General features: G+C 61.8%; 19 protein-coding genes. 7 read left to right on the forward strand and 12 right to left on the reverse strand.

The genetic code is table 11. From position 1 onward, the window contains the following. Nucleotides 1-68: 68 nt before the first annotated feature. From LCM32_RS21460 to LCM32_RS21475, 4 genes are all read right to left on the reverse strand, one after another. Nucleotides 69-920 carry an amidohydrolase family protein gene (locus LCM32_RS21460; RefSeq protein WP_224823133.1) on the reverse strand — a complete coding sequence of 284 codons (852 nt, stop codon included), beginning with the start codon at nucleotides 918-920 and terminating at the stop codon, nucleotides 69-71. A 2-nt stretch (nucleotides 921-922) separates the two neighbouring features. After that, nucleotides 923-2,059 (reverse strand): mandelate racemase/muconate lactonizing enzyme family protein, encoded by a 1,137-nt coding sequence (locus LCM32_RS21465; RefSeq protein WP_224823134.1) that lies wholly within the window; start codon nucleotides 2,057-2,059, stop codon nucleotides 923-925. Next, nucleotides 2,056-2,961, reverse strand: a complete 906-nt coding sequence (gene kdgD, locus LCM32_RS21470) for a 5-dehydro-4-deoxyglucarate dehydratase (protein WP_224823135.1) — start codon at nucleotides 2,959-2,961, stop codon at nucleotides 2,056-2,058. The genes LCM32_RS21465 and kdgD overlap by 4 nt, the downstream gene beginning before the upstream one ends. A gap of 76 nt (nucleotides 2,962-3,037) precedes the next feature. Next, nucleotides 3,038-3,769: a FadR/GntR family transcriptional regulator gene (locus tag LCM32_RS21475; RefSeq protein ID WP_224823136.1), complete on the reverse strand. Its 732-nt coding sequence runs from the start codon at nucleotides 3,767-3,769 to the stop codon at nucleotides 3,038-3,040. A 152-nt stretch (nucleotides 3,770-3,921) separates the two neighbouring features. Between LCM32_RS21475 and LCM32_RS21480 the strand changes: the two genes are divergently transcribed. The 4 genes from LCM32_RS21480 to LCM32_RS21495 are packed head-to-tail and all read left to right on the forward strand — an operon-like array spanning nucleotide 3,922 to nucleotide 7,553. Further along, nucleotides 3,922-4,896: a TRAP transporter substrate-binding protein gene (locus tag LCM32_RS21480; protein ID WP_224823137.1), complete on the forward strand. Its 975-nt coding sequence runs from the start codon at nucleotides 3,922-3,924 to the stop codon at nucleotides 4,894-4,896. 57 nt (nucleotides 4,897-4,953) lie between these two features. Next, nucleotides 4,954-5,469 (forward strand): TRAP transporter small permease, encoded by a 516-nt coding sequence (locus LCM32_RS21485; protein WP_224823138.1) that lies wholly within the window; start codon nucleotides 4,954-4,956, stop codon nucleotides 5,467-5,469. Next, on the forward strand, nucleotides 5,470-6,747 hold the full coding sequence (locus LCM32_RS21490) for a TRAP transporter large permease (protein ID WP_224823139.1): 1,278 nt from the start codon (nucleotides 5,470-5,472) through the stop codon (nucleotides 6,745-6,747). 11 nt (nucleotides 6,748-6,758) lie between these two features. Then, on the forward strand, nucleotides 6,759-7,553 hold the full coding sequence (locus LCM32_RS21495) for an NAD-dependent epimerase/dehydratase family protein (protein ID WP_224823140.1): 795 nt from the start codon (nucleotides 6,759-6,761) through the stop codon (nucleotides 7,551-7,553). A 504-nt stretch (nucleotides 7,554-8,057) separates the two neighbouring features. Here LCM32_RS21495 and LCM32_RS21500 read toward each other — a convergent pair. The 5 genes from LCM32_RS21500 to LCM32_RS21520 form a co-directional block, all read right to left on the reverse strand. Further along, complete coding sequence (locus LCM32_RS21500) at nucleotides 8,058-8,705, reverse strand: LysE family translocator (RefSeq protein ID WP_224823141.1); 648 nt, start codon at nucleotides 8,703-8,705, stop codon at nucleotides 8,058-8,060. A 291-nt stretch (nucleotides 8,706-8,996) separates the two neighbouring features. Continuing rightward, nucleotides 8,997-10,442, reverse strand: a complete 1,446-nt coding sequence (locus LCM32_RS21505) for a PepSY-associated TM helix domain-containing protein (RefSeq protein WP_224823142.1) — start codon at nucleotides 10,440-10,442, stop codon at nucleotides 8,997-8,999. Between the two features lie 90 nt (nucleotides 10,443-10,532). Beyond that, complete coding sequence (locus tag LCM32_RS21510) at nucleotides 10,533-10,898, reverse strand: hypothetical protein (protein ID WP_224823143.1); 366 nt, start codon at nucleotides 10,896-10,898, stop codon at nucleotides 10,533-10,535. A 264-nt stretch (nucleotides 10,899-11,162) separates the two neighbouring features. Next, a complete protein-coding gene (locus LCM32_RS21515; RefSeq protein WP_224823144.1) occupies nucleotides 11,163-11,786 on the reverse strand; it encodes a hypothetical protein in 624 nt (207 codons plus the stop codon). A 5-nt stretch (nucleotides 11,787-11,791) separates the two neighbouring features. Further along, nucleotides 11,792-12,391 (reverse strand): HupE/UreJ family protein, encoded by a 600-nt coding sequence (locus LCM32_RS21520; RefSeq protein ID WP_224823145.1) that lies wholly within the window; start codon nucleotides 12,389-12,391, stop codon nucleotides 11,792-11,794. A 484-nt stretch (nucleotides 12,392-12,875) separates the two neighbouring features. On the opposite strand from LCM32_RS21520, the gene LCM32_RS21525 reads away from it, so the two are divergent. Beyond that, entirely contained in the window at nucleotides 12,876-15,089 is a 2,214-nt protein-coding gene (locus LCM32_RS21525; protein WP_224823146.1) for a hypothetical protein, read from the forward strand. A 373-nt stretch (nucleotides 15,090-15,462) separates the two neighbouring features. After that, nucleotides 15,463-16,146 (forward strand): hypothetical protein, encoded by a 684-nt coding sequence (locus LCM32_RS21530; RefSeq protein WP_224823147.1) that lies wholly within the window; start codon nucleotides 15,463-15,465, stop codon nucleotides 16,144-16,146. A 1,031-nt stretch (nucleotides 16,147-17,177) separates the two neighbouring features. Here LCM32_RS21530 and LCM32_RS21535 read toward each other — a convergent pair. Next, a complete protein-coding gene (locus tag LCM32_RS21535) occupies nucleotides 17,178-17,810 on the reverse strand; it encodes a tyrosine-type recombinase/integrase (protein WP_224823148.1) in 633 nt (210 codons plus the stop codon). On the opposite strand from LCM32_RS21535, the gene LCM32_RS21540 reads away from it, so the two are divergent. Beyond that, nucleotides 17,809-18,351, forward strand: a complete 543-nt coding sequence (locus LCM32_RS21540) for a hypothetical protein (protein WP_224823149.1) — start codon at nucleotides 17,809-17,811, stop codon at nucleotides 18,349-18,351. The two genes, LCM32_RS21535 and LCM32_RS21540, sit on opposite strands and share 2 nt — an antisense overlap. Before the next feature lie 346 nt (nucleotides 18,352-18,697). On the opposite strand, the gene LCM32_RS21545 is transcribed toward LCM32_RS21540, so the two are convergent. After that, on the reverse strand, nucleotides 18,698-19,240 hold the full coding sequence (locus tag LCM32_RS21545; protein ID WP_224823150.1) for a hypothetical protein: 543 nt from the start codon (nucleotides 19,238-19,240) through the stop codon (nucleotides 18,698-18,700). A 956-nt stretch (nucleotides 19,241-20,196) separates the two neighbouring features. Further along, nucleotides 20,197-22,713: a toprim domain-containing protein gene (locus LCM32_RS21550; protein WP_224823151.1), complete on the reverse strand. Its 2,517-nt coding sequence runs from the start codon at nucleotides 22,711-22,713 to the stop codon at nucleotides 20,197-20,199. Between the last annotated feature and the right edge of the window lie 217 nt (nucleotides 22,714-22,930).

The raw sequence follows: 22,930 nt of genomic DNA on the forward strand, positions 1-22,930 counted from the left end.
GTAAGACATATTATGTTTAACACTCAGTGCACACCGCGCCCGATGCGGGCCCGGTGTGCACCGACAGGTCAGAACCCGAAGAGCGCCGCGGGCGTGTCGCGGACAGTGCGGATCATCGTCTCTTCGTCCAGCCAGCCCAGAACCGTGTCGGTCAGGGCCCCGTCATCGGGATAGTCGGCGGCGGTCTTGGCCAGATTGTGCGGCCAGTTAGTGCCCCAGATCAGCCGGTCGGGCGCATGGGCGGCCATGGCACGGGTCATGGCGGCGATGTCTGCAAAGTCCGGCCCGCCGGTCAGAGAGCTTTCGTAGCAGCCCGCCAGCTTGTACCAGCAGCGCCCCCCGTCCAGCAGGCGGCGCACGGCGTCGGCCTGCGCGCTGTCGGGCGTGACACCCTTGAAGAACTTGCCGTGGTGATCGAGGATCCAGCGGCTCTTCAGCCCCGCAAGGCGCTGCTCGTGCTCCAGAATGTCAGACCCGTCGAATTGCACCGCCAGCACCCAGTCGCGTGCGGCGGCCTTGGCGTCGACCTCCTCCAGTTGCGACAGGCCGACGGCGCCGCCGGGCAGGTCCATGATCCGTGCGCCCACGATGCCTGCGGCCGACAGGCGGTCCAGCTCGGCCTCAGAGGTGTCGCGGTCGATCACGGCGACGCCGCGCGCCCGGTCCCCCAGCTGCGCGAGGCAGGCCAGCAGGCAGGAATTGTCACCCTGCTGCGCGTTGCCTTGGGTGACAACGACGCGGGAAATGCCGATCCACTCGGCCATCTGCAGGTACATGTCCGGCGTCGGCAGCGGATCGGGCGGGTTGCCGGGGCCGCCGGGCAAGGCCGGGAAGCCGGGCAGATACATGTGGCACTGCGTGTCGATGGCGCCTTCGGGCAGGCGGATGGCGGGCGGGGTGCCGGTCAGCTTGCGGTCCATGCTCAGGCCTCCTTGGGCGCGAAGTCGCGCAGGGCGTCGCGGTTGATCTCGATCCCCAGGCCGGGGCCGTCGGGAATCGTGACCACGCCGCTGTCATGCTCAATGGGACGGGTCAGCACCGCCTGCCGGAAGGGATTGTCGGTCCGGTCGAATTCGAGGATCGGCTCGATCGGGTTGACGCGCACGGGGTTGGGCACCATCGCCGCCATGAACTGAAGCGAGGCCGCGATCTGCACCCCCGTCCCCCAGACATGGGGCACCACGCGGATATTGTGCAGCGCGGCCAGATCAGCGATGCGCTTCATCTCGGTAAAGCCGCCGCAGCCGCAGAGGTCGGGCTGCAGGATGTCGACGCAGCGCGTCTCGACCGGCTCACGCATGCCCCAGCGGCTGTGCCAGGTTTCACCGCCCGCCACCGGGATCGGCTGCTTGTCCCGGATCTCGCGGTAGGCGGCCAGATGCTCGGGCGTCACCGGTTCCTCGAACCAGTCGATGCCATAGTCGGCGGCGGCGCGCCCGACGCGGATCGCCTCGATCGTGTCATAGCCGTGGTTGCCGTCGATCATCAGCCGCATGTCCGGGCCCATCGCCTCGCGCACCGCGCGGATCACGGCCATGTCCTCGTCAAAGCCGAAGCCGATCTTGATCTTCATGGCGTGGAAGCCCGCGGCCCGATGGCGCGTGGCCTCCTCGGCGTTGTCGGCCACCCGGTCGACCCCGTCCCGCTTGAAGGCGCCGGTGGCATAGGCGCGCACCGTATCGCGGAACCGCCCGCCCAGCAGGGTCGAGACGGGCACGCCAAAGCGCTTGCCCTTGATGTCCCACAGCGCGACGTCGATCCCCGACAGGGCGGTCACGGTCAGCCCGCGCTGCCCCTGATCGCGCAGCGCATTATAGAGCGTGGCCCAGATCTTCTCGGTCTCAAGCGGGTCCATGCCGACCAGCCAATTGGCATAGGTCTCGACCACCGCGCGGTTGGCCTTGGCGGGGCCGAGGCATTCGCCCCAGCCCACGGTGCCGTCATCGCAGAGGATCTCGACCAGCAGGTGCTGGCGGCGGTCGAAGCGCATCGAGGCGCTTTCGAACGCCGTCTCGAGCTTGTGTTCCAGAAGGTGGGTGCGAACGGCCTCGATCTTCATTTTTTGTACGGGGCAATCAGGTCTGCCATCATGCCCATCTCCTCCTCGTTCAGATCCGTCAGCGGCGAGCGTACCGGCCCGACGTCAAAGCCCTGCAGGCGGACGCCGGCCTTGATCGCGGACACGGCATAGCCCTTGGAGCGGTTGCGGATCTCCATGAAGGGATAGAAGAACCCGTTCAGGATTTCTTCGCAACGGGCGCGGTTGCCTGCGCGCAACGCATCGTAGAATTCGATCGCGAGACCGGGGACAAAGTTGAACACGGCCGAGGAATAGGTGGTGAACCCGGCGCCGAGGTAGGCCTCGGCAAAGAGCTCCGCCGTCGGCATCCCGCCGAGGTACATCAGCCGGTCGCCCATCTTGGCGGTGACCTGACGGACCAGCCCGATATCGCCCGATCCGTCCTTGAAGCCGATCAGGTTCGGGCAGGCATCGCAGAGGCGCGCCAGCGTGTCGGGCTGCAGGATGGAATTGTCGCGGTTGTAGACCATGACTCCGATCCCGATGGAGTCGCAGACCTTCTTGACGTGATCGTAGAGCCCCTGCTGCGGGGCGTCGATCAGGTAGTGCGGGATCAGCAGGATGCCGTCCGCCCCGGCCTTCTCGGCCGCCTGCGCGATCTCGACCGCGATCTCGGTGCCATAGCCGCAGCCCGCGACGATGGGCACGTTGCCCGCACTGGCCTTGGCGGCCTGCACGATCTCGGGGATCTCGGAGGGTTTCAGCGAGAAGAATTCCCCGGTGCCGCCAGCGGCAAAGAGCGTGGCTGCGGGATAGCTCGACAGCCAGCCGACATGCGCCTCGTAGACGGGGCGGTTGAAGGCGCCATCCGTGCCGAAGGGCGTCACAGGGAAGGACAGAAGCCCTGAGCCCAGAGATGTCTTGAGGTCTTGCGGGTCCATGATGTCCTCCGATGTCTGTTCCTGCACAGAGCTACCCGAGGCACCAAATAAGTGTCAACAACTTGTATGATGAATTTCAGGAATTCCGCAGCAAGTCCCTGTAACGCTGCTGGCTGCCCTTCAGGTGATCCCGCATCGCGTCGCGCGCCGCGTCGGCATCGCCTGCTGCAATAGCATCAGCAATCGCGCGGTGTTCGGTCGAGATCATGTTGATATAGGCATCGGGGCTGCGCGGCCCGTTCGCGGTCTGCAGGGCCGAGCGCGGGATCACCGATTGCCCCATGACATCGAGGAATTCCGCGAATCGCGGGTTGTTGGCCGCGACCGCAATCGCGCGGTGCAGGCGGAAGTCGGCCTCGGTCGTGGGTTGGCCCTGTTGGGCAAGGCGGCGGATCTCGGCCTCGGCCTCGTAGATCTCGTCTTCCTGCGCGGGGGACCGGCGGACCGCGGCAAGGGCCGCCGCCTCCATTTCGACCGCTGTGCGCAGCTCAAGCACCTCGATTATCGAGGAAATCTTGCCCACATCCACCACGGTGAAAGGCCGCTGCACGCTGGTCGGGGGCTCCAGAACGAAGACCCCTGCCCCCTGGCGAGGTTCCACCAGCCCATCCGCCCGCAGGGCGGCGACGGCCTCGCGGACAACGGTGCGCGAGACAGAGAAGGCCTCGGTCAGCTGGGCTTCGGACGGCAGGCGATCCCCGACGGCGAAGTCACCGTTTTCGATACGCTCCCGCAGCTTCGCGGCCACTTCGGATACCAGATTGCGCCTGCCGCGCGCCGAGGGTCGTTTCTGGGGGCTCTCTGCCATGGGGATCATCCTTCTGTCAGCGAGCATAAGCTCAATCCGGGCCAATTTGTCAAACACACCCCAAATACATCATATGTGTTGACAAGTCATCGTATGATTATCCATACCATGCCCATCGGCGGGCAAACCGCCAGATGTATGGGAGGAAGACCATGACTATCACCCGGATCGCCCTGTGCGGCGCCATCGCGGCCCTGACGGCCGCTCCTGCCTTTGCCGACACCTGGCGCGGCTGGAACATTCACCCCGAGGATTACCCGAACTCCATCGCGCTTGAGAGCTTTGCGAAGGAAGTGGCCGAGAAGACCGAGGGCCGGATCGAGCCGCAGGTCTATCACAACGCGGTTCTGGGCGATCAGCCCGACGCCATCGAACAGGTCCGCAACGGCGGGCTGGACTTCGCGAACTTCAACATGGGCCCCATGGGTCAGATCGTGCCGGCGACCAACGTGCTGTCGCTGCCGTTCATCTTCCGGGACGTGGACCAGATGCACGTCGTCATGGACGGCGAGATCGGTCAGCGGTTCTCGGACGCGCTGTCCGAGGAAGGCCTCGTGGCGCTGTCCTGGTTCGACAGCGGGTCGCGGTCCTTCTACAACACCAAGCACGCGATCGAGACGCCCGATGACGTCAAGGGCATGAAGTTCCGCGTCATGAACAACGACCTCTACGTGCAGATGGTCGACCAGCTGGGCGGCAACGCGACGCCGATGGCCTATGGCGAGGTCTACCAGTCGCTGAAGACCGGCGTGATCGACGGGGCGGAAAACAACTATCCCTCCTACGACAGCTCGAACCACTACGAAGTGGCCAAGTACTACTCGATCACCAACCACCTGATCATCCCCGAGTGCCTCTGCGTGTCCACCGCGACCTGGGACGGCCTGTCGGACGCGGACAAGGCCATCGTGAAGGAGGCCGCCGTCCACGCCGCCGAAGAGCAGCGCGAGCTCTGGGCCGACCGCGAGATGAAGAGCCGCGAGAAGGTCGAAGCCGCCGGTTCGATGGTCAACGAGGTCAAGGACCCGGCCGCGTTCCAGAACGCCATGGCCCCGGTCTACGAAGGCTTCATCAAGGCCAACCCGGACCTTGAGAGCCTGATCAAGGACATCCAGTCCAGCAAGTGATCCCATCCAGATGCCCCGGCCAGCCCATGGCCGGGGCATTTCTGTTCGGAGACCCGGATGAATTCTGATATTTCCCCCGCGCCCCGCGACCCCGTGTTCCGGGCGCTCGACCTGACCGCGCGGCTGTGCATCACCGTCGCCGGGGTCCAGCTGGTCACGCTGATCGCCATGTTCGGCTGGCTGGTCTTCGGACGCTATATCCTGAACGACACGCCCACCTGGGTGGAGCAGGCCGCGCTTTTGCTTGTGGTCTGGATCACCTTCCTTGGCGGGGCGGCCGGCGTCTGGAACAAGGCGCATCTCTCGATCGATTTCGTCCGCGAGATGATGCCGCCCGCCGTTCGCATCCCCCTGCGCTGGCTGGCCGTGATCGGGGTTCTGATCTTTGCCGCCTACCTCGCCTGGTACGGCGTCGAGCTGGCCGAGAAGACCTGGCGCCGCCGTATCCCGATGCTGAACATCGCAGAGGGCTGGCGCGCGGTGCCGATGGCGATCTGCGGCGCGCTCAGCTTCCTCTATTCCCTCTACCACCTCGCCATGCTGCTGCGTGGCCAAGACCCGACGGAGCACTGAATGGGCCTGTCCATCCTTTTCGGCATCTTCGGCCTCGGCCTGATCTCGGGCATGCCGGTTGCCTTCGCCCTTGGCCTCGCCACCGTGGCAGGCTTCCTCTACGAGGGCCTGCCGCTCTTCATCGGGTTCCAGCGGATCATGTCCGGCATCTCGGTCTTCTCGCTGCTGGCAATCCCCTTCTTTATCTTCGCGGGCGAACTGATGATGCAGGGCGGCATCGCGGGCCGTCTGGTGCGCCTTGCGGCCTCGGCCGTGGGCAAATCCCGCGGCGGCCTCGGCGTGGTGAACGTGGCCTCCTCGATGCTCTTCGGCGGCATCTCGGGCTCGGCCGTGGCCGATACCTCGGCGCTCGGTTCGATCCTGATGCCGGTGATGAAGGAGAAGGGCTATGACGCGGATTACGCCGTCAACGTGACCGTGACCTCCTCGGTCGCCGGTGTCGTCATCCCGCCGTCGCACAACATGATCCTCTATGCGGTGGCGGCGGGCGGCGTGTCCGTGTCGCAGCTCTTCCTCGCGGGGATCGTGCCCGGCATCCTGATGTGCCTCTGCCTCGGCGTCGTCGCCTGGTACATCGCGGTCCGGCGCGGCTACCCGGCCGAGGAGTTTCCCGGCTGGCACGCCCTGGCGATCAGCTTTGCCGTGGCCATCCCGGGCCTGCTGACGGCGGTCATCATCGTCGGCGGCGTGCTGTCGGGCGTCATGACGGTGACGGAATCCGGGGCCTTCGGCGCGATCTGGGCCATCCTGGTCACGACCTTCGTCTACCGCGAACTCACCTGGCCCCGGTTCAAGCTGGCGGTCCGCTCGGCCGTGCGCACCACCGCGCTCGTCATGATCCTGGTGGCCACCGCCTCGTCCTTTGCCTACCTGCTGGCGCTCTACCGGGTGCCGGACAACCTGGCCTCCTTCGTCACCTCGATCTCGTCGAACCCCTTCGTCATCCTGCTGCTGCTGAACCTGACGCTGCTGGTTCTGGGGATGATCATGGACATGGCGGCGCTGATCCTGATCTGCACGCCCATCTTCCTGCCCGTGGTGGTGGGGATCGGCATGGACCCCGCCCAGTTCGGCGTCATCATGATGATGAACCTCGGCCTTGGCCTGTGCACCCCGCCGGTGGGGGCCTGCCTCTTCGTGGGCTGCGTCGTCGGCGGCATCCGCATCGAACAGGCCGTGCGGACGATCTGGCCCTTCTACGCTGCGATCTTCGTCGCGCTGATGCTGGTGACCTATGTCCCGGCCTTCTCGATGACCCTTCCCAATCTGCTGAAATAGGAGCTGACCGTATGAAACGACTGCTCATCACCGGCGCGGCCGGAAACCTTGGACAACTGGCGCGGGCGCGCCTCACCCACATGGCCGATGTGCTGCGCCTGTCCGACATCGCCGATCTGGGCCCTGCCGGGCCCGGCGAGGAGGTCGTGACCTGCGATCTGGGGGACGAGGCCGCGGTGCACGATCTAGTCAAGGACTGCGACGGCATCCTGCACCTGGGGGGCGTCTCAGTCGAACGGCCCTGGGACCAGATCCAGCGCGGCAACATCACGGGTGTCTACAACCTCTACGAGGCCGCCCGCGCCCATGGCCTGCCGCGCATCTTCTTTGCCTCGTCCAACCACGCCATCGGCTACTATCGCCAGGACGAGGTGATCGACACCCGCGCCCCGCAGAAACCCGACGGTCTCTACGGCGTCTCCAAGTGTTTCGGGGAGGCGATGGCCTCGCTCTATCACTCCAAGTTCGGGCAGGAGACGGCGCTGATCCGCATCGGGTCGTGCTTCGAGAAGCCGCGCGACCGGCGGATGCTGGCGACCTGGATGTCGCCCGATGATTTCGTCAGCCTCGTGGAATGCGTCTTCCGCGCGCCGATGCTGGGCTGTCCGGTGATCTGGGGCGTGTCGGACAACGACGAGGGCTGGTGGAACACCGAGACCGCGCGCCTGATCGGCTGGCGGCCCAAGGATAACTCCGAGGCCTTCCGTGCCGAGGTCGAAGCCGCCGCCCCCTGCCCGCCTCGCGATGCGCCCGAAAGCGTCTATCAAGGCGGCAAGTTCACCTCGGAGCCGATTCACAAGGGCTGAGCCAGCCTCTGGCAAGCCCGAGGTGTCACCTTCACCCCGACACAGACATTGGCCGCGCTTTGCCGTGCGGCCAATCCACGCCCAAGAGCGTCGCGCTGCCCCTCACGTCGGACACAAGGCGCGCCCATGAGCGCCCGGCAGCCCGAAGCCTGCGCCGGCAGGAGCTGACGGCTCAACATGGCGGACGACCCTGCCCGCTCAAGAGCGGGCGCGGCCATCAACCCGCACCTCTACCCCGCGGCCCGCAATGCCTCCGGGGCCTCGAACACCTGTGGTTCGACAATCGACGCAATGCTGAACGACTTGAACCCGCCACATAGCGCCGAAACCGGCCCAAACCGGACCTTCGCTAGGTTCGGCCTCGCTGCCGCGCAGCTTCCCAAAACCGGCCATCGGTGGCATCGTGCAGCATGTTCTGGCACGCCAAGGTCAGCTGTGCGGACAATGCTGCCGAATGAAGCCCTCGTCTCAACGTCTGGTTCGCGAAGTGTTCAGCATTCCCAATTACTGTTCAGGTTTCCCAGACACGGCAAGCCGCAAAGCTAGGCCGATAAAGAACAGGCCCGCGATACCATCCATCCATTTCCCAAAACTGGTACGTGCCAGCCAACCGGAAGCCTTTCCCGCCGCAAGGCCAATGCAAATGAGGAACGTGATACCTATGACGTTGTGAATGCACCCTAGCAGAAAAATCTGAAGACCGACGTTGCCAAGTTCGATGCTGATGAATTGCGGCAAGAGCGCCAGGTAGAAAACAACCACTTTCGGGTTCAGAATGTTGGTAATCAATCCACGCCGAAAAACATTCCATGCGGATATCTCCACAACTGATTGATTTTGATCAAAAGTGTTCGAGTAATTACACCATGATCTGAGCGCTTGAACGCCGAGATAGGCGAGGTATGCCGCTCCTGCGTATCGCAGAATTTCAAAGGCAGTTGGTGATGCAGCGACCATTGCCGAAATGCCCAGGGCAGCGGCAAGCGCATGAAGAACGGACCCTGCTCCGATCCCCAAGGCAGAAGTGATGGCACCTTTAACCCGATGTTGCATTCCGTTTGCGACCACGAAAAGTACATCTGGGCCAGGGGCTACCGCAAGGGCTGTCGCAAGGAGCACATAGGCAACGGTTAGTGTCGGATCGAGTATCAAAGGGCGGCCTCTCTCAGAGCATTTCCGGCAAGTCGACCTTCGCCGCTAAGTAGAAATTTGACAAGATGGGCTCTGAACGACCGATCGCTGCGCTCCGAGTGATAGGCCGCTTTCGGGAAATGGTCGCTGCTTAGCCAAGGGTGCTTCCCCGCGCACTGCTGCCGTTCATGACTTGCGCGGCGAACGGCGGCTCTCCGCCCTTTGGGCGTGTGCCCCTTGCGGCTGAAGCAGGGGGCACACGCCGGCCCCCTTGGGTTATCTACGGTCAGAGCCCCTCTCTTACGCGGGGTCTCATGCCACCCTTCGGCGGCGGCCGATCAGGTGGGCGACCAGTTCGATGGCGAGCAGAAGCAGCATCGATAGCCCGACAAGCGGAAAGAAGATCCCCGCCACGATAGCCATCCGGAGCAATGTCCGTGGAATGCGCCAGTCGGTCGGCACGGATGGAATACCCAGGGCGCCAGAGGGGCGGCGTTTCCACCACATGGTTGCGGCCGACACGCACAGGATGACCATCGCGAGACAGGCGAAGAGCAGGACCACCTGATTGAGAAGCCCCCACTCCTGCCCCATGTGGACCGAGATGCCCCACTCCGCCCAGCGACCCAGCGTGCCCAGATCGTCGAGACCGGCATCGTAGAGAACCTCTCCCGAGTAGCGGTCAAGGTGGATGACCCGTTCATAGGTGATGTCGTCCGGGTAGACGGAGGCCGTGAACACCCCGGTTGGCGTGGTCGGCACAGTGACGGCGTAGCCCGGCACGAGGCCCAATCGCTCGACCGTCGCGACGACGGTATCGAGGATCGGAAGCACGGTGCCGTCCGGCCCAACATCCGGCGCAGCGAAGTGCATCGCGTGATCGCCGTGGCCTGCGTGCGCGCCACCCCCAGGGCTTTGCTCGGGGGCCTGCTCAGGGGCTTGCGAAGACGGGATCGGCTGGCGCTCCATGATCCAGGGGGCGCGGTCCACCACGTCTTGCGTCGGAACACTGGATTGCGGCGTCTTCGACCAGTAGCCATCGGGCATTCCCAGCCCGAGCGCATAGGCGGTGTCATAGAATTTCGCGCCCCAGACCCCGGACCAGGGCAGGCCCGTTATGGCAAGGAAGACGATGAAGACACCGGTGTAGATCCCGGTGACCGCATGCAGATCGCGCCACCAGGGACGGCCCCGCTTGGCCTTGATCTTCAGCGTTCCCACGGTCTTGCGGCCGCGCGGAAGCCACAGGTAGATGCCGCTGGCGACCAGCAGGACCATCCAGCCCGCTGCGGCTTCGATCAGGCGATTGCCGAACCATCCAACATACTCCAGCGAATGGAGCTTGCGCACGACGTACATCGCCGGGCTGCCAGCGGCACCGCCGTCCCAGAGCGTGCCCAGCACGCGCCCATCGTAGGGATCGACATAGACCGTGTTGCGCAGCCCGTCGTGGCCTACGATATCGACCTCTGCGCTGCGATCGGGCGCGGGGGGCGGCGTGTAGGCGCGCAGCGTGCCGGGGTGGACGGCCAGTGCGGCCTCGGTGATCTGCGATGGCGCAAGGGCCGCCTGCCCTGCCTCGACGAAGCGCAACGGACGGTGCGCGGCATTGTTGATCTCGTCCTTGAAGAGATAGATCCCACCGGTCACGGCCAGGATCAGGATGAAGGGCAGGACGACAAGCCCCGCAATGAAGTGCCAGCGCCAGACGGCGCGATAGAGTGCAGCGCCTGCTGCACGGTTCGTGGTGTCAGTCATTCGGACATTCCTTCGACCCGCCTCGCGGGCGGGCACAGGCATAGGTTGGACCCCGCGCCCAAGGCAGCGGGGCCGTCGAGTCTTTGCCGGTCAGGCGATCCGCGGAGGGGCCCGAGTGGAATGATTGATGTTGCGCGCCTGGGCTGCACGCCGCAGGGCCTCTACCTGCCGCCACAGTTCATGCGGCATGAACGCGATGCGCAGATCAGGTGCGATGAATTGCGGCGGGTCAGGAAGGGCATGACAGAACGGGCAATTGTGCTCGTGACCGTCATGCCCCGCGGGATGGCCACAGAAATCTGCCTCAGCGGGTCCGAAGGCCATCGCATGGACGGCCCGCGCCATGCTGGTTCTGTCGGGGGCCATGAGGGTTGCCGAGCCAACGCTGCTCACCGCGAGGCAAAAGCCCAGCACCAGAGCGAAGATGATCGAGGTCCGGACCGTCATGCGGCCCATATGCCAGCAACGCCCGGAAAGGGGAATGAACTTCTTGGCCGCGAAGCGCTCCTCAGAGAGCCGGACTCTTCGCCAAGCGCAGCGAAGATCAGCTGTCCGCCCTTGGTGTCGATGCCGGGCGTCATGCTGCGGCGAGCACAGAAATGGCTAGCGGCCGTTTGCTGCGGCTTGCAGGGACGGCCGCTGTGGGTCATGACCTCCGATCCCGCGGGCGGCGCAATTGGAAACGTGGCCGACCTGTCGCACGCTTCTCCGAAAATGCCTCTACCCGGTCGAAGACAGCAGGAAGGCTGCGATCAGAACCTGAACGGCAGCCAGCCAGGAGGCGGCGATGCGAAGACCGATCCGCATCCAATGCGCCCGGACTGTCTCGAGTGCAAAACGCGCAAGTCCGGCACCTGCGGCGATCGCGAAACTGGCTGCTGCGAAGATGCCGGCATAGATCGGCGCCCTCAGTTCCAACCACGCATGACCTTCAAGACTGACGAGCATCGTGAAGAGGGCCACAGTGCCGGAGATGACCAACGCCTCGACGCGACCATGGCGCGGCAGAAGAGCCGCGAGCGTCGCCGTGCCCATGCCGACGAGGACCAATGCGGGCATCACCCAGCTCTGACCCCATGGCGCCAGAAGGAAACCGACGACATGCGCGCCAAGGATGACGGGCCAGGCCCTTACCATGCCATCGACCTGCCACAGCGTCAGCAGCAACCCAAGCGAGAGGCAGGGCAACAACGATACGGGCGAGAATAGCACGGCATTCGAGCCTTCGACGAAAGCATCAAAGGCATTCGTTCCGGTTCCGAAGCTATGGGCACTTGCGGCGGTGGCCGAAAAGATCAAGGCGGCCGTGAGGGCCGCCCAAGTTTTCCTGAAGGGTCCAAACATGGATGTCAGGCGATGCCGACGAGGAAGGCCGCGCCGACCAGTGCCACAAGACCACCCGCAGCACGGACGACCATGGTGCCGACCTGTGACTGGGTCAGGAACCCTATTCCGATCCCAGCCAAGTGAAGCAAGCCCGTGCCGACCACGAAACCGACCGCATACCCGTAGGCGCTGAAAGCCTCGGGCAGTTCCGCGCCATGGGCGTGTCCGTGGAAAATTGCAAAGAGCCCCACGATCACCGCCGCGACCCAGATTGGCGCCCGAACGGCGAAGGCAACAAGCAGGCCCAGAACAACGCCTGACAGGGCAATACCGGTCTCCACCATGGGAATGGGCACGCCAATGATGCCGAGTGCACCACCGAAGGCCATGACCAGCGGGAAAACCACCGGCAAGATCCATATGGCAGGTGTGCCGAGGAAGGCGCCCCACATCCCGACGGCCACCATTGCGACGACGTGATCCCACCCCAGGATCGGATGCCAGAAGCCGGACGCGAAGCCTGTATTGATGCCCTCGCCGGTATGGGCGGACGCCTGCGCCGCGATCAAGGCGAGCGGAATCGCCAGACACAGGCGTCGAGCCCATCTTGCGGTGATCTTCATGGAATACTCCGTAGGATTGCTCGCTCACCTTATAGGCTTCGCGCGATGTCGCAACGCCGATGCGCTTCGTGCCAGACAAGGGCTTGTGCTGAGAACTCGCTCCGCATGGACGCGTAGGGAGTGGCAACTGGCGAAGAGGGCGGAGAGCGGACGTTCAGTTCGTCTTGGATGAACGGCAGCCTTGCGCACCGAACTGACGTTCGCCGGGTCCTAGACCAACTGTCGCCATTCATAGACCCGAACATGGAAGATGTCGCCCAACGGCCTTAGTTCTGCCGCTCACTCTCCGCGCGGCGAAGGCCCATTCACTACATCCCGGCGACATCTCATTCTTTTTGCGTGCAATCTAAGAATGCTGACTTTTGCCATATCTGTTTGCGAATCCATTGCGCGAACCGGCACAAACGCACAATACTCGCCAAATTGGAACAGGGGAGCTATAGTTGATTCATGATCTTCAACATTTTCAGCATCAGGTGAATCATTGAAGTACACGCTCAAAAGCCGCAAATCGCTATGGAATCTTATTTCTTTGTGCATATTTTTCGGTCTTGCGCCTCGGGTCGGATTGACCGAAGGGGCAAGCCTGAGCTGGGAGGTGGCGAACCGTTTTGGCCCGTTCGAGGCCTACCGGGATATCGGGAAAGACCCTGTCGCAATCTTCAACATTTGGAAAATGAATCCCAACAAGCGGTTTGAAGACTGGCACAGGGATCTATGGCAAAGTCACGAGGACAACGGTTCAGATACATTCGTCTCTCCCTACGCCGAGCTCATCAGAGCCGCACCAGACAACCGAAAAAATGCGCTTTGGGACTCGGTCAAGGATATGCACCGGGAAAGGATCGCGGCACTCGCCCGCGGCCGCGGTCCTATCAAGATCAGCGCGACGTCGGTCATCACCGCAGAAAGCTGCGTTTGGCAATTCGAAGGTCATGAAGCACAAACCGCGCCCTGCCAGAATCATATGTTCGAGGTCGATCTCAGCGATCCGGCCGGCATGCTCGTGGTAAAATCGCATGACGGCGTTCAATCGGCTGAAGCAAGGATCGAGGTGAAGCACCGTCTGATAGTCGGGCTTGGCGAAAGCTATTCGGCGGGTCAAGGCAACCCAGATATCCCCGCTCGCTGGGCGGCGTGGACGCCTGAGACGAGGCCTGAAACGCTGGATGTAAACTGGCTCAAGAAACCGAGAAAATTTCTCGAAAATGGTTCAGCCGAAGCGCGCTGGCTCGATGCTGAATGCTATCGGAGCTTTTTCAACTACGAGACGCTGACCGCCCTCAAAATCGCTTCTGACGAGCCCCACAGCTTTGTCAGCTTCCTGCATTACGCCTGCTCCGGGGCCGAGGTCTTTGACGGGCTATTGAATCCCCAAGGGATCCCGAAAGACTCGAACCGTGCGAACGATTTTGGTCAGAAGGAAAAGCCTTCCTGGTATCACGCGCGCTCTCAATTACACTCGATGATCATGGATCTCTGCTCGAACCCCGGTGACGTGCGCCCTTACCCTCGGGTCCTGCGGGACAAACTCATTCCGCGCAACCAGTCACACCTACGACATGCTTTTCTTCGTCATAACAATTTCACCGGTGAGGTGGAGCCAAGGCATATCGATGGTAGCTTCAAGACACGGACTTACGCCGCACACAGAAACTCTGATGAGTGGGGCGATAAGGTTGGCGAGGCCTATCCTACTGATGGGCTACCGGCATGCGACGGCCAGCTCGCGAAGCCAGACCTGGTGCTCCTGGGAATTGGAGGAAATGATGGAGGCTTTGAATCCATCGTTCGCTACTATGTCGTGCCAAACACATATAAGATGGGCATATTTAATTACATCGCCGCAGGCGAAATCTGCCCCCAATCTCGCAACTTGGGGATAAATAAGGTTGCTCGCCGGGCCTGCGGATTAAAACCCTACAATACCGGCGCACTCGTGCCCGGGACCAAGAATTGGCGATGTGCAAACAGTCGATGCCAGCCTCTGCAGGAAAGGCTCGTGATCGCTTACGAGGCCATCATAAATCTTACGGGGATCACTGCGGATCGCCTCGTCACGCCCGTCTATCCCGACCCGTTCCGGTCCAGCGATCTACCTTTGATCCCGCTCGATGAGGAATTGCCGAACTACGCGGGTCTTAGGGAGAAAGGACGTGGGCCCGTTCTACAGCACGGCAAGGACGGCGCAGCGGCTGGAGGGCAAGCCCCCAATCCGCTCAGTCAGTGGAATGCTGCAGCTCTCGGTTTAGGCAAGGCGCGCCCAATCGCACGGGAATGGAGCTTCGACATTACTCGTCAGGAAGCGGAGTTGATCTTGCGCGAGGCCGAGGGCATCCGCTCCCAACAACGCGACGCAGCGAAACGTACCGGGGTTTCGCTGGTACTCGGCACGCGTGACTCGTTCTTGTCATCCCCATGGACCGCCGGACAACACGGCCAGCTTGCGAATGCACCGCCACCGAACAACTGGGACCCTTCTGAATGGGAACCCTACGCTTACGAGGCCCGCGCGCGCGCCGCACGCACATACAATGACTCCGTTATGACGCAACAGGATTTGGACGAAGAGGTCGATTTCCGCGGCGCTGCCCACCCCAACTTGACCGGACACAGACTGCTAGCTCAAACCATATCACCTTGCGTCACCGCCATCCTCAATGAAAAAGGAACCGCGCCCTGTCGCGAAAGACACTAACATTGTCTAGCGCGCACCAGAACGGAAGCTCGGAGCTCAAACCGTGACGGTCGTACTTTCCGCGGCCCGGTGTTTCGGGCAGGGTCGCGAACCGCCGGAAGCGCTCGATAACATCGATAAGAGGCCCACTAAGTCTGGCCCAATGGGCAAACACTCAGCCTTTTCAATGCCGGGTTGTCATACTTGGCCCTTTTTGTCACCATGCCGAAACTGCTCCGTTTGCGGCCGTGGTGCCAAACGCGAATTGCACTTTTCGAAGCCTCCAAAGATTAAGTATGTATATTATCAAGTGGAAATCCGGACTTCCTCAGTTCTAAGAGAGACATGCACCCTTGAACAAAGTGCCTTCAGTGGTCGATAATTGGATTGTGAAATGGAACGAATTATTCTGGTTGCTGTAGGCATCGTAGCAGGCGTCCTCGGATACTTTGCGATCTTTGATCGAGGCCTTGGGCCAGCTCCCACTGTTGAAGGCGGTGTAACGATTTCACCTCCCACCTTCCGCTCCGTATTGACTGTAGCCACGCTGCATGCCGACAGTTTCGTGATTGCAAGAATGCCAGGTCCATCCGTCGGGGGGCGAGATTACACCGCCAACTACATGATATCCTGGAAAGACACCGTACAGCTGGGTGTGGACTTTGCAGGATACGATTGGGACGAGGAGATCAGTAAGGAAGAGCGAATAGACGGCATCCTAGAAGTGTCTGCCGTCCTACCTGACTTGAAGGTTCAATTTCCCAACACTGGAGCCGAACCTCACGGGAGGTTCCTTTCGAAAACCCTTGGCGATAGGGATGAAGAATTGCCTGAAATTGCTAAGAAATTCGTCCAGCAGGTACAGGACTGCGTGCGCCAATCGGTATGGGCCGACCCCGGCGTCGTTTCTCATGCTGTGGAGCAGATCGAAAACATGTTCCGAGTCGGTGCGCCGTCCGGTGTCACCGTTAAATTCAATCTAGCGTTCGCCAATGAAGCCTTCATAGATTCGAACGTTGCTACCGCTAGGGCGGCGGCGAGCAACGGCTGCTCTCATATTGAAGACTGGAATGACTGATGCGATCTTTGCATAACGCTGGATACAGAACCTCCCGTTGGCGCCGCATTCTTCGAGGTCATGAGAGGCCGTTGCAAATGATATTATTGGGGGCATTAATTGTAGTAGTGCTAGGGGTTTATTCCGGCGCTGCCTTCGCTGATCGATACCGCGTAGAAGGCAACGCGCCGAATTGGTGTGAGATGGCAGCAAAGTATCTTGAGCCTGTAGGGGGGCGCCCATCTTTCAAGTGCGCCGAAGATGGCACCATGATAGCGGGAAAGAAGTCCCTTTGCATCCGCCTGAACAACTACGCCTGCATATGGCAGCGCAGCTCAACGTGGCCAGGGTCAGATATAAGGCCGGGCAACACCGGGGCCCATGACGGAAAGGGGGGCGACAACGGACATTCCGTCTTCCGCTCCCCGATCTATTCTCTGGCAGCGAAATTTCACTGGTTTGCAAGCAAGAGCGACGCCAGCGCATTGGCAATGGCTGAAATCTACTTGCCGTGGTGTGACACGCTCGGCTCCGTCAAGCACCGAGGCAATTTTTTCAGGTCTTGCGATTTAAGGGCATCCGAGCGCAAGACGGGCCGATCATATTGTGAGAAACCATCTAGCGGCACGCCGAACCAAGGGCAGTGCGAAGCATGCAACTGCCCGTCTGTTCTCGCCCGCGAATGGGTCAAGGGGAGTGACGTCAAAGTCACGGACCAGCTTCCGTTGATTGATGCCAATGGACATCCGACTGATCTCTTGGTGGAAATCGCGCTCAGGAACTCGGTGAACGAAACTGGCGGGTATCGCCCAAATGCCCAGGCGGTCGCTGAGGCGAAAGCGTTATACGCCGAGTTATACAAGTAGTCTCATTTGCTAAGTAGGGAGAGAGCCTTCTGATGGGTGTTCAGCTCCCCATCTGCTGGCGCTGAGGTCCGCGTAGCGGACCTGCTGAGTGCATGGCTCGAATGTCAGCTACGGGCCGTGACCGGTCATCCGCTGCGCCTGGCACGAAGGTCGGCTTTGGGCCGCTAGTGACGACGGCCCTCTCAGTCAGATTTCAATGCTTTCGGAGATGGCGAGTGCGTCTTCTAGGTCCACTCCCAGATACCGTACCGTGCTGTCCATCTTGGTATGTCCGAGCAGCAGCTGAACGGCCCGAAGGTTCCCTGTCTTCCGATAGATCTCCGCGACTTTCGTTCGCAGCATGGAGTGTGTGCCGTAGGAGGTCGGTTCCAGACCGATGGAGCACACCCATTTGCGGACGAGACGGGCATATTGTCTGGTCGAGATGTGCAGGCGTTCATGCAGGCGACCGGGCCAGAGATATTCAGAGCCGACCATTATCGGTTCCTCCATCCAGCGCGACAGTGAGATCCGCGTGCCATCCGTGATCTCGAACCTGACCGGCCGCAGGGTCTTGCTTTGAATGATGGAGGCACGCTCCCGGACCTGGCCAGTCGCGTAGACGTCGGCCACTTTCAGTTTCACCAAGTCGCAGCCACGGAGCTTGCTGTCGATTGCGAGGTTAAAGAGGGCTAGGTCGCGATGGTTCCCGGCGATCTCCAGGCGAACACGGATGGCCCATACATGCTTAGGCAGAAGTGGGCGTTTCTGGCCGATCCGGCGCCCCTTGTTCCAAGCGGGGCGGCAAGCGCGAATGGCAGGCAAGTTGGCAATAGGCATGGTCGATTCTCCCGCCACCTCGCCCAGCCTCGACACCAACCCGATGTTGGTAACAGAGTGTACCACACGGAGCGAGCGCGCCACGCAGAGCCACTCCGAGCCCAAAGCCGACCCACACATCACCTGTTCAATCACATCAGCGGCAGTCCGTAAGACCATAGCGGTGATGTTCCGCATCCAGACGCTCGGTCCCGCAGCACTGGGCCGAGCCGTATTGGCGTCAGGCAGCCTCGGCAGCGGTGACGCCTTCTTCCCCCAGATGCGTCGTGAAAAACGGAACGATCTTCTCCATCGCCAGGGCGACCGGCTCTTCCCGATCGTAAAGGTCGTAGTGGGACCAATCCTGCAGTTCGACAAGCTGCCGGTCCTTTTAGGCCATCGCGCGGCCGTAGATGTCCAAAGCGTCCCGATAGGCCTCGAAGGCGCCGACCTTCTTGCCGATGACAACGATCATCGGCTGAGTCATCCCCGCCTCGCGTACCGTATCAAGGCTGCCGCAGGATCACGCCGGCCCATTCGGCCACAGACTTCGACCGTCTGAGGAAGCCAGCTTCATCGTCGCTCCGATCCACTCCCTGCCCTGCCTGAGCAGCGAGGTATCAGCTCGCGCAACGGGCCTCTAACCTCTGAAGCTCTCCCCGGCTCACCCCCACCCACTCTCTTGGCTCATCCGTTTCAATCGCCGCAACAAGTCGGCGAGTGACTTGGTCTCCAACGATCTGGCGCCGTGGACATATTGACCATGGTCGGGCCCTCTTGGGGCTCCGCCCCCTGCCCCGTGGATACGACACACGTTCCAACCTTTGACGGCCGGGGCACGGCAGGGCTGGCCGCTTCGCTTGCTTGTCGCGGAACAGCGCGGCGCGGCATGGGCCCTTTGCATGGGGTTAGCGCTCATCTGCTTTTGCCCCCCCTGCCCCGCCGACCGCACCAACGATCGCCTGACCTCCGTCATTGACGTGGACATGCTCGATCCGCACGGTCTGAGAGCCGCCACCGCGCATCCGGCGCAGCGCTTCAAGTTGCCGCAGGAACGTCGTCTGCGCCGAGAGCATCATCTTCATGTACGTCGGGTTTAGCGTCTTGCTCGAGTTCAGCGAAAAGGCCGCACGCGTCATCGCCGCGTGGGTTGTGACCATCTGAAGCTGCAACATCGCTTCGAACGCGCTCTGCGGCTTTTCCTCGATGCCGACGAACGTTGCCATCTCTCGATAAGGAGCACCTTCGGGCCCCAGGGCGAGGATCGAACTCTGGAAAAGCGCATGCGCCATTTCCGCCGTTTCGACCCCGTAAAGCTCCGCTAGCTCTTCGTCCGTCGGCATCTGAATATCGGTCGGGTTTTCCCCACTCGCAGTGATCTTGGGCGGCCTCGGGCGGCGTCGTTTTGATTTCAGAGCGTTCTTGTGATCACCGCTACGGCTAGGTGTCATCTGGTTTTCCTTGCTCAGACGATTGGCGGGAAAATTGTCATCGTGTGTGCGCTTGAGCGGGAGGCCCCCGCGAGCCATTCGCACCGCGCCCGCAACACCATGCGCCCTGAGCAGCATGGCGATGGGTAAGACCCCTGTCTTGGGCCGTCATCAGACATTCACGTGGATATCTCGGCATCAGCGATGCTTTCGCCGCCCGCGACCCGGTGCGATGACCCGTGGTTCCATGCGCCTGTGTCGGCGCGGTGGCGACACATTCGTCAGCCGGGACCACCGCTGCGGGTTCGGACGTTCCTGCGCAGGAGGAGAGTTCCTTCCATCGCATCTCAGGCCCGTAGGCGCTGGAGATGATTTCGGACAGATCGCCATCACGTAGAACGAGCGCCTTGCACCATCGGCCACGTTCTCCACTCGTCTTCAGCTCGACGACCCGACTATTCGCCCCCAAGCCGTCTATAGAGATATTACCGGTGTGAGGTGGAATTAGCGCCGCTCGACCACCATCCCGGTTCAGGAAGTTCTCTGCAGCTTTCTCCGACCGAAAAGTCTCTGGCGCATCTGTCGCCAAACCACGGGGCGACAGCCTCAGGATCCCCGTCTTGAGCCCGGCTTCATCCACCCCTCTTTGGGCTCGAGATGGTATCAAGTCATCCCACGTCGCGTGGCGGCTGACCTTCAGGCCAGGGATCGGGAGCTTCGAAACGAGAATGACCCGTTTCGGTGAGGTCGAAGTCGACAGGCGCAAACGTTCAACGGCCTGCAACGTGGCAAGTTCGCGGGTCTGCAGCTGGATTTCCCGAATGCGGGCATCTCGACGCGCGGGGGCCGTCACTGTGCCCGTCTCATCGCCGGCCATCTCGAGCTGAAGCTCCAACCGGGGAACTGGATTTGTCACAGAGCGGTCCGAGAAATCGAGCTCTTCGCCGCGATCACCAAAAACCGCGCGGGTCAGCCCTTCAAGCTCGGCATGAGGCAGTTCCTCGCGTCCAAGGACGATGACCGTGTCGTGCTCTCGAAAACAATTCAGCCCGCGTGGCAGGACCGAACCATGCCCAGTCGACACCGAACGCCCGATGGCCCAACTCCATGGAACGGCCTTCCAGCCCACCTGCTGCGCGCTCGCAGTAGCCGCGCGCGATGCTCTTGCTTGTGACCACGAGAACTCTCGGACGCCGACCTTGGGGCAGCGTTCTCAGGCGCTCCCTTCGCAGAAGCGCCAGGATATCCAAGCTTGTGTCAGGCCGGCCGAGGAATGTCTTGTTGCAGGTTCGGTCGTTCAACTGGATGACTTCAGCGTGGCGTGCGGCTTCGATCGAAGCGACCTTTGCATGTGGCGCAAACCGTTTTGTAATCAGATCCGAGCCGTCTGCATCCAAGAGCAGCAACGGCGCACCGGTCGGCAGCTCGTGGGATGTATCAAGGTGCAAGGTCGGAATGGGACCAGTGTCGCCAAGATGTATCCGTTGGCACACGCTGGCGCCACGTTCACGGCACTCCGCAAGGGTCGCGAAGACTAAGGCGAGAAAGCGAAGTGGCGCGCGCTTCTTGACCAGCTTATCCAGGCACAAGGGCAGATCGCCTTCGCCCAGCGCGGCGGGAGGCGCACCACGCGACAGCCTGAGGCAAATCCTATGAACAGCCGCGAGATCGATTTCATCCAGACACGCCATGTCGACAGAACCAGGTGCCTTCACCCCCTCGCCCAGCGCCCTCAACGCCGATTTGAGATCCGCCGACTTGGTGTAGGCAGAGACCGCCTTCTCCAGTGCAGTCCAGGACATCGCTTCGCGATGCACCAGCTCCTTATAGAAACTTTCATCGATAACCCGGAGGGCAACGCGGCGGCCGCGATCGTGCCCTGGCTGCCCTAGGGATTTGGTCACATGTATCCGGATGATTGGCTCAGCCGGTAGTCCCTGCCACTGATCTTCGTAGGCACATGTCGTTCGAAATGGGCAGTCCTGACAAAGATGAGTTGTGACCGAAAGGCCAGCTCGGACATAGCCGTCCGCGAGATCAGAGCGCGCACACATGGGGCTTCCCGAATTCGGGTTGATTGCGCCCCGACCCCGCATGACACAGGCCTCGACACCAAGGTGTCTTAGATGCGCACTGGCCTCCTCTGCCAACTTGTAGGTGGGCACATAGAGGACGACCTCTCCGTCCAATGAATGCGGCCCTCTGTTCGCCAGTTCCTCCCTGAGAATGCGGCTCTTTCCGAGCCCATGCCCGACCTTCAGCAACAGGGCACGATCCTTCGCTTCACCACTTTCAATATCTTGTAGGAAGCCATCAATTCGGCGGTGCAGTTCTGCCTGCGCTTCGCCAACGCCAAGACATTCGCCCTGATCCTGCCGATCGTGTCGCTTCCGAGCAAGCTCGAGAGGTGCGCCGGTAAATCGGCCGCGGCGATCGCGAGGCCGCGGGGTCAGTCTTGCCAGCTCTTGCGCAATGAAGTTCCTGACGAAGCTCGGCCCTTCACGGTGAAGAGTATCGTTAAAGTCGGCTTTCGAGCCTATCTGTTCCGGGCACCGCAGCACGAATAGCATCCCCCCCTTCGCACGCAGTGTCGAAACCGCCTTGTCGAATTGCTTGGCAGCCGGACTGTCGGGAGCATCTTGATCCGGGCAAAGCACAATTGGTCGATCCGCGGGAAAGGCTTGGTGCTGGAAGTTCCCCACGTCGATGACAGCCCAGGTTTCCAGACCTGTCGCCCACCAGATGGCGAGGGCCGTTTCGGGGCCCTCTGCGACCAGAATTGGGCCTCTCCCGGTCTCTTTACCCGGAAGCTTCAGGGCGCTCCCCTTCTTTCTCCCGGTCAACAGCTTGGGAGATACAACGCCCGATGCCTTGCGCCCCTCACGATCCAGAAGAACACGCTGAACCGCGGTCCGGTCGCCAGATGGATCTTCGAGAAAGAAGACGAGGCTCCCCTGTCGCGCGCAAGGAAGGCCGGCAACTCTACCGGCATCCAGCCAACGGATGTTCGGCTGCTCCTTCATATTGGCGATCCCGCGACGCTTTAGGTATGCCTCCACGGGAGTTCCCTTAAGGACTGCTGATAGCTCGGCCGCACTCAGGATGTTTAACCTGTCACGGCGAAGCTTGTCGTCGTTCGCAAGCCGCTCCTCACGGCGGGTGCGATCGGCCGGTTTGCGCCCGGGGATCTTTTCTCGGCCTCCGTCGGGCGAGATGTGCAGCGTCGACGCGAGCCCCGCGAGCACCTGGGGAAAGTTCTCTCTGGCGCGTTCCATGCCCAGCGCATGAACCGCGTAGAAATCAAAAACATCCCCACCCTGCCCCGATCTGTGATCGAACCACTGGCCCCTCTTGTTTCCCCTCATCATCATTGAGAAGGCTCGGTTTGTTTTGGGGCGCCAGTCTTGAGAACCTTTGCGGTCCGGCTCGCCCAAGAACTTTTGAAACAGGGCTTCCAGTCGCTCCAAGGCGCCGGCTTTGATCTCACCGCTCAAGTGGCGACCTGTATCGTTCCTGTTCCTCGGCGAGACAGCAGGCCGGGACTCACGGGACGGGATAGTTCTCAAGTACTACGCTCCGACGTCAGAATTCTGGACGTAAGAGCTGGGTACTATAGCTTTGATTCGCGCGAAACCGCCCCCGTGCGCTTTTGGCTGCTCGCGCCGCACGGCGCCGGTCATCCCTGGAGTTCCCGCGCGCGTGCAGCACCCT

It is taken from the genome of Pseudooceanicola nanhaiensis, assembly GCF_020171315.1.
GTDB lineage: Bacteria > Pseudomonadota > Alphaproteobacteria > Rhodobacterales > Rhodobacteraceae > Pseudooceanicola > Pseudooceanicola nanhaiensis_A.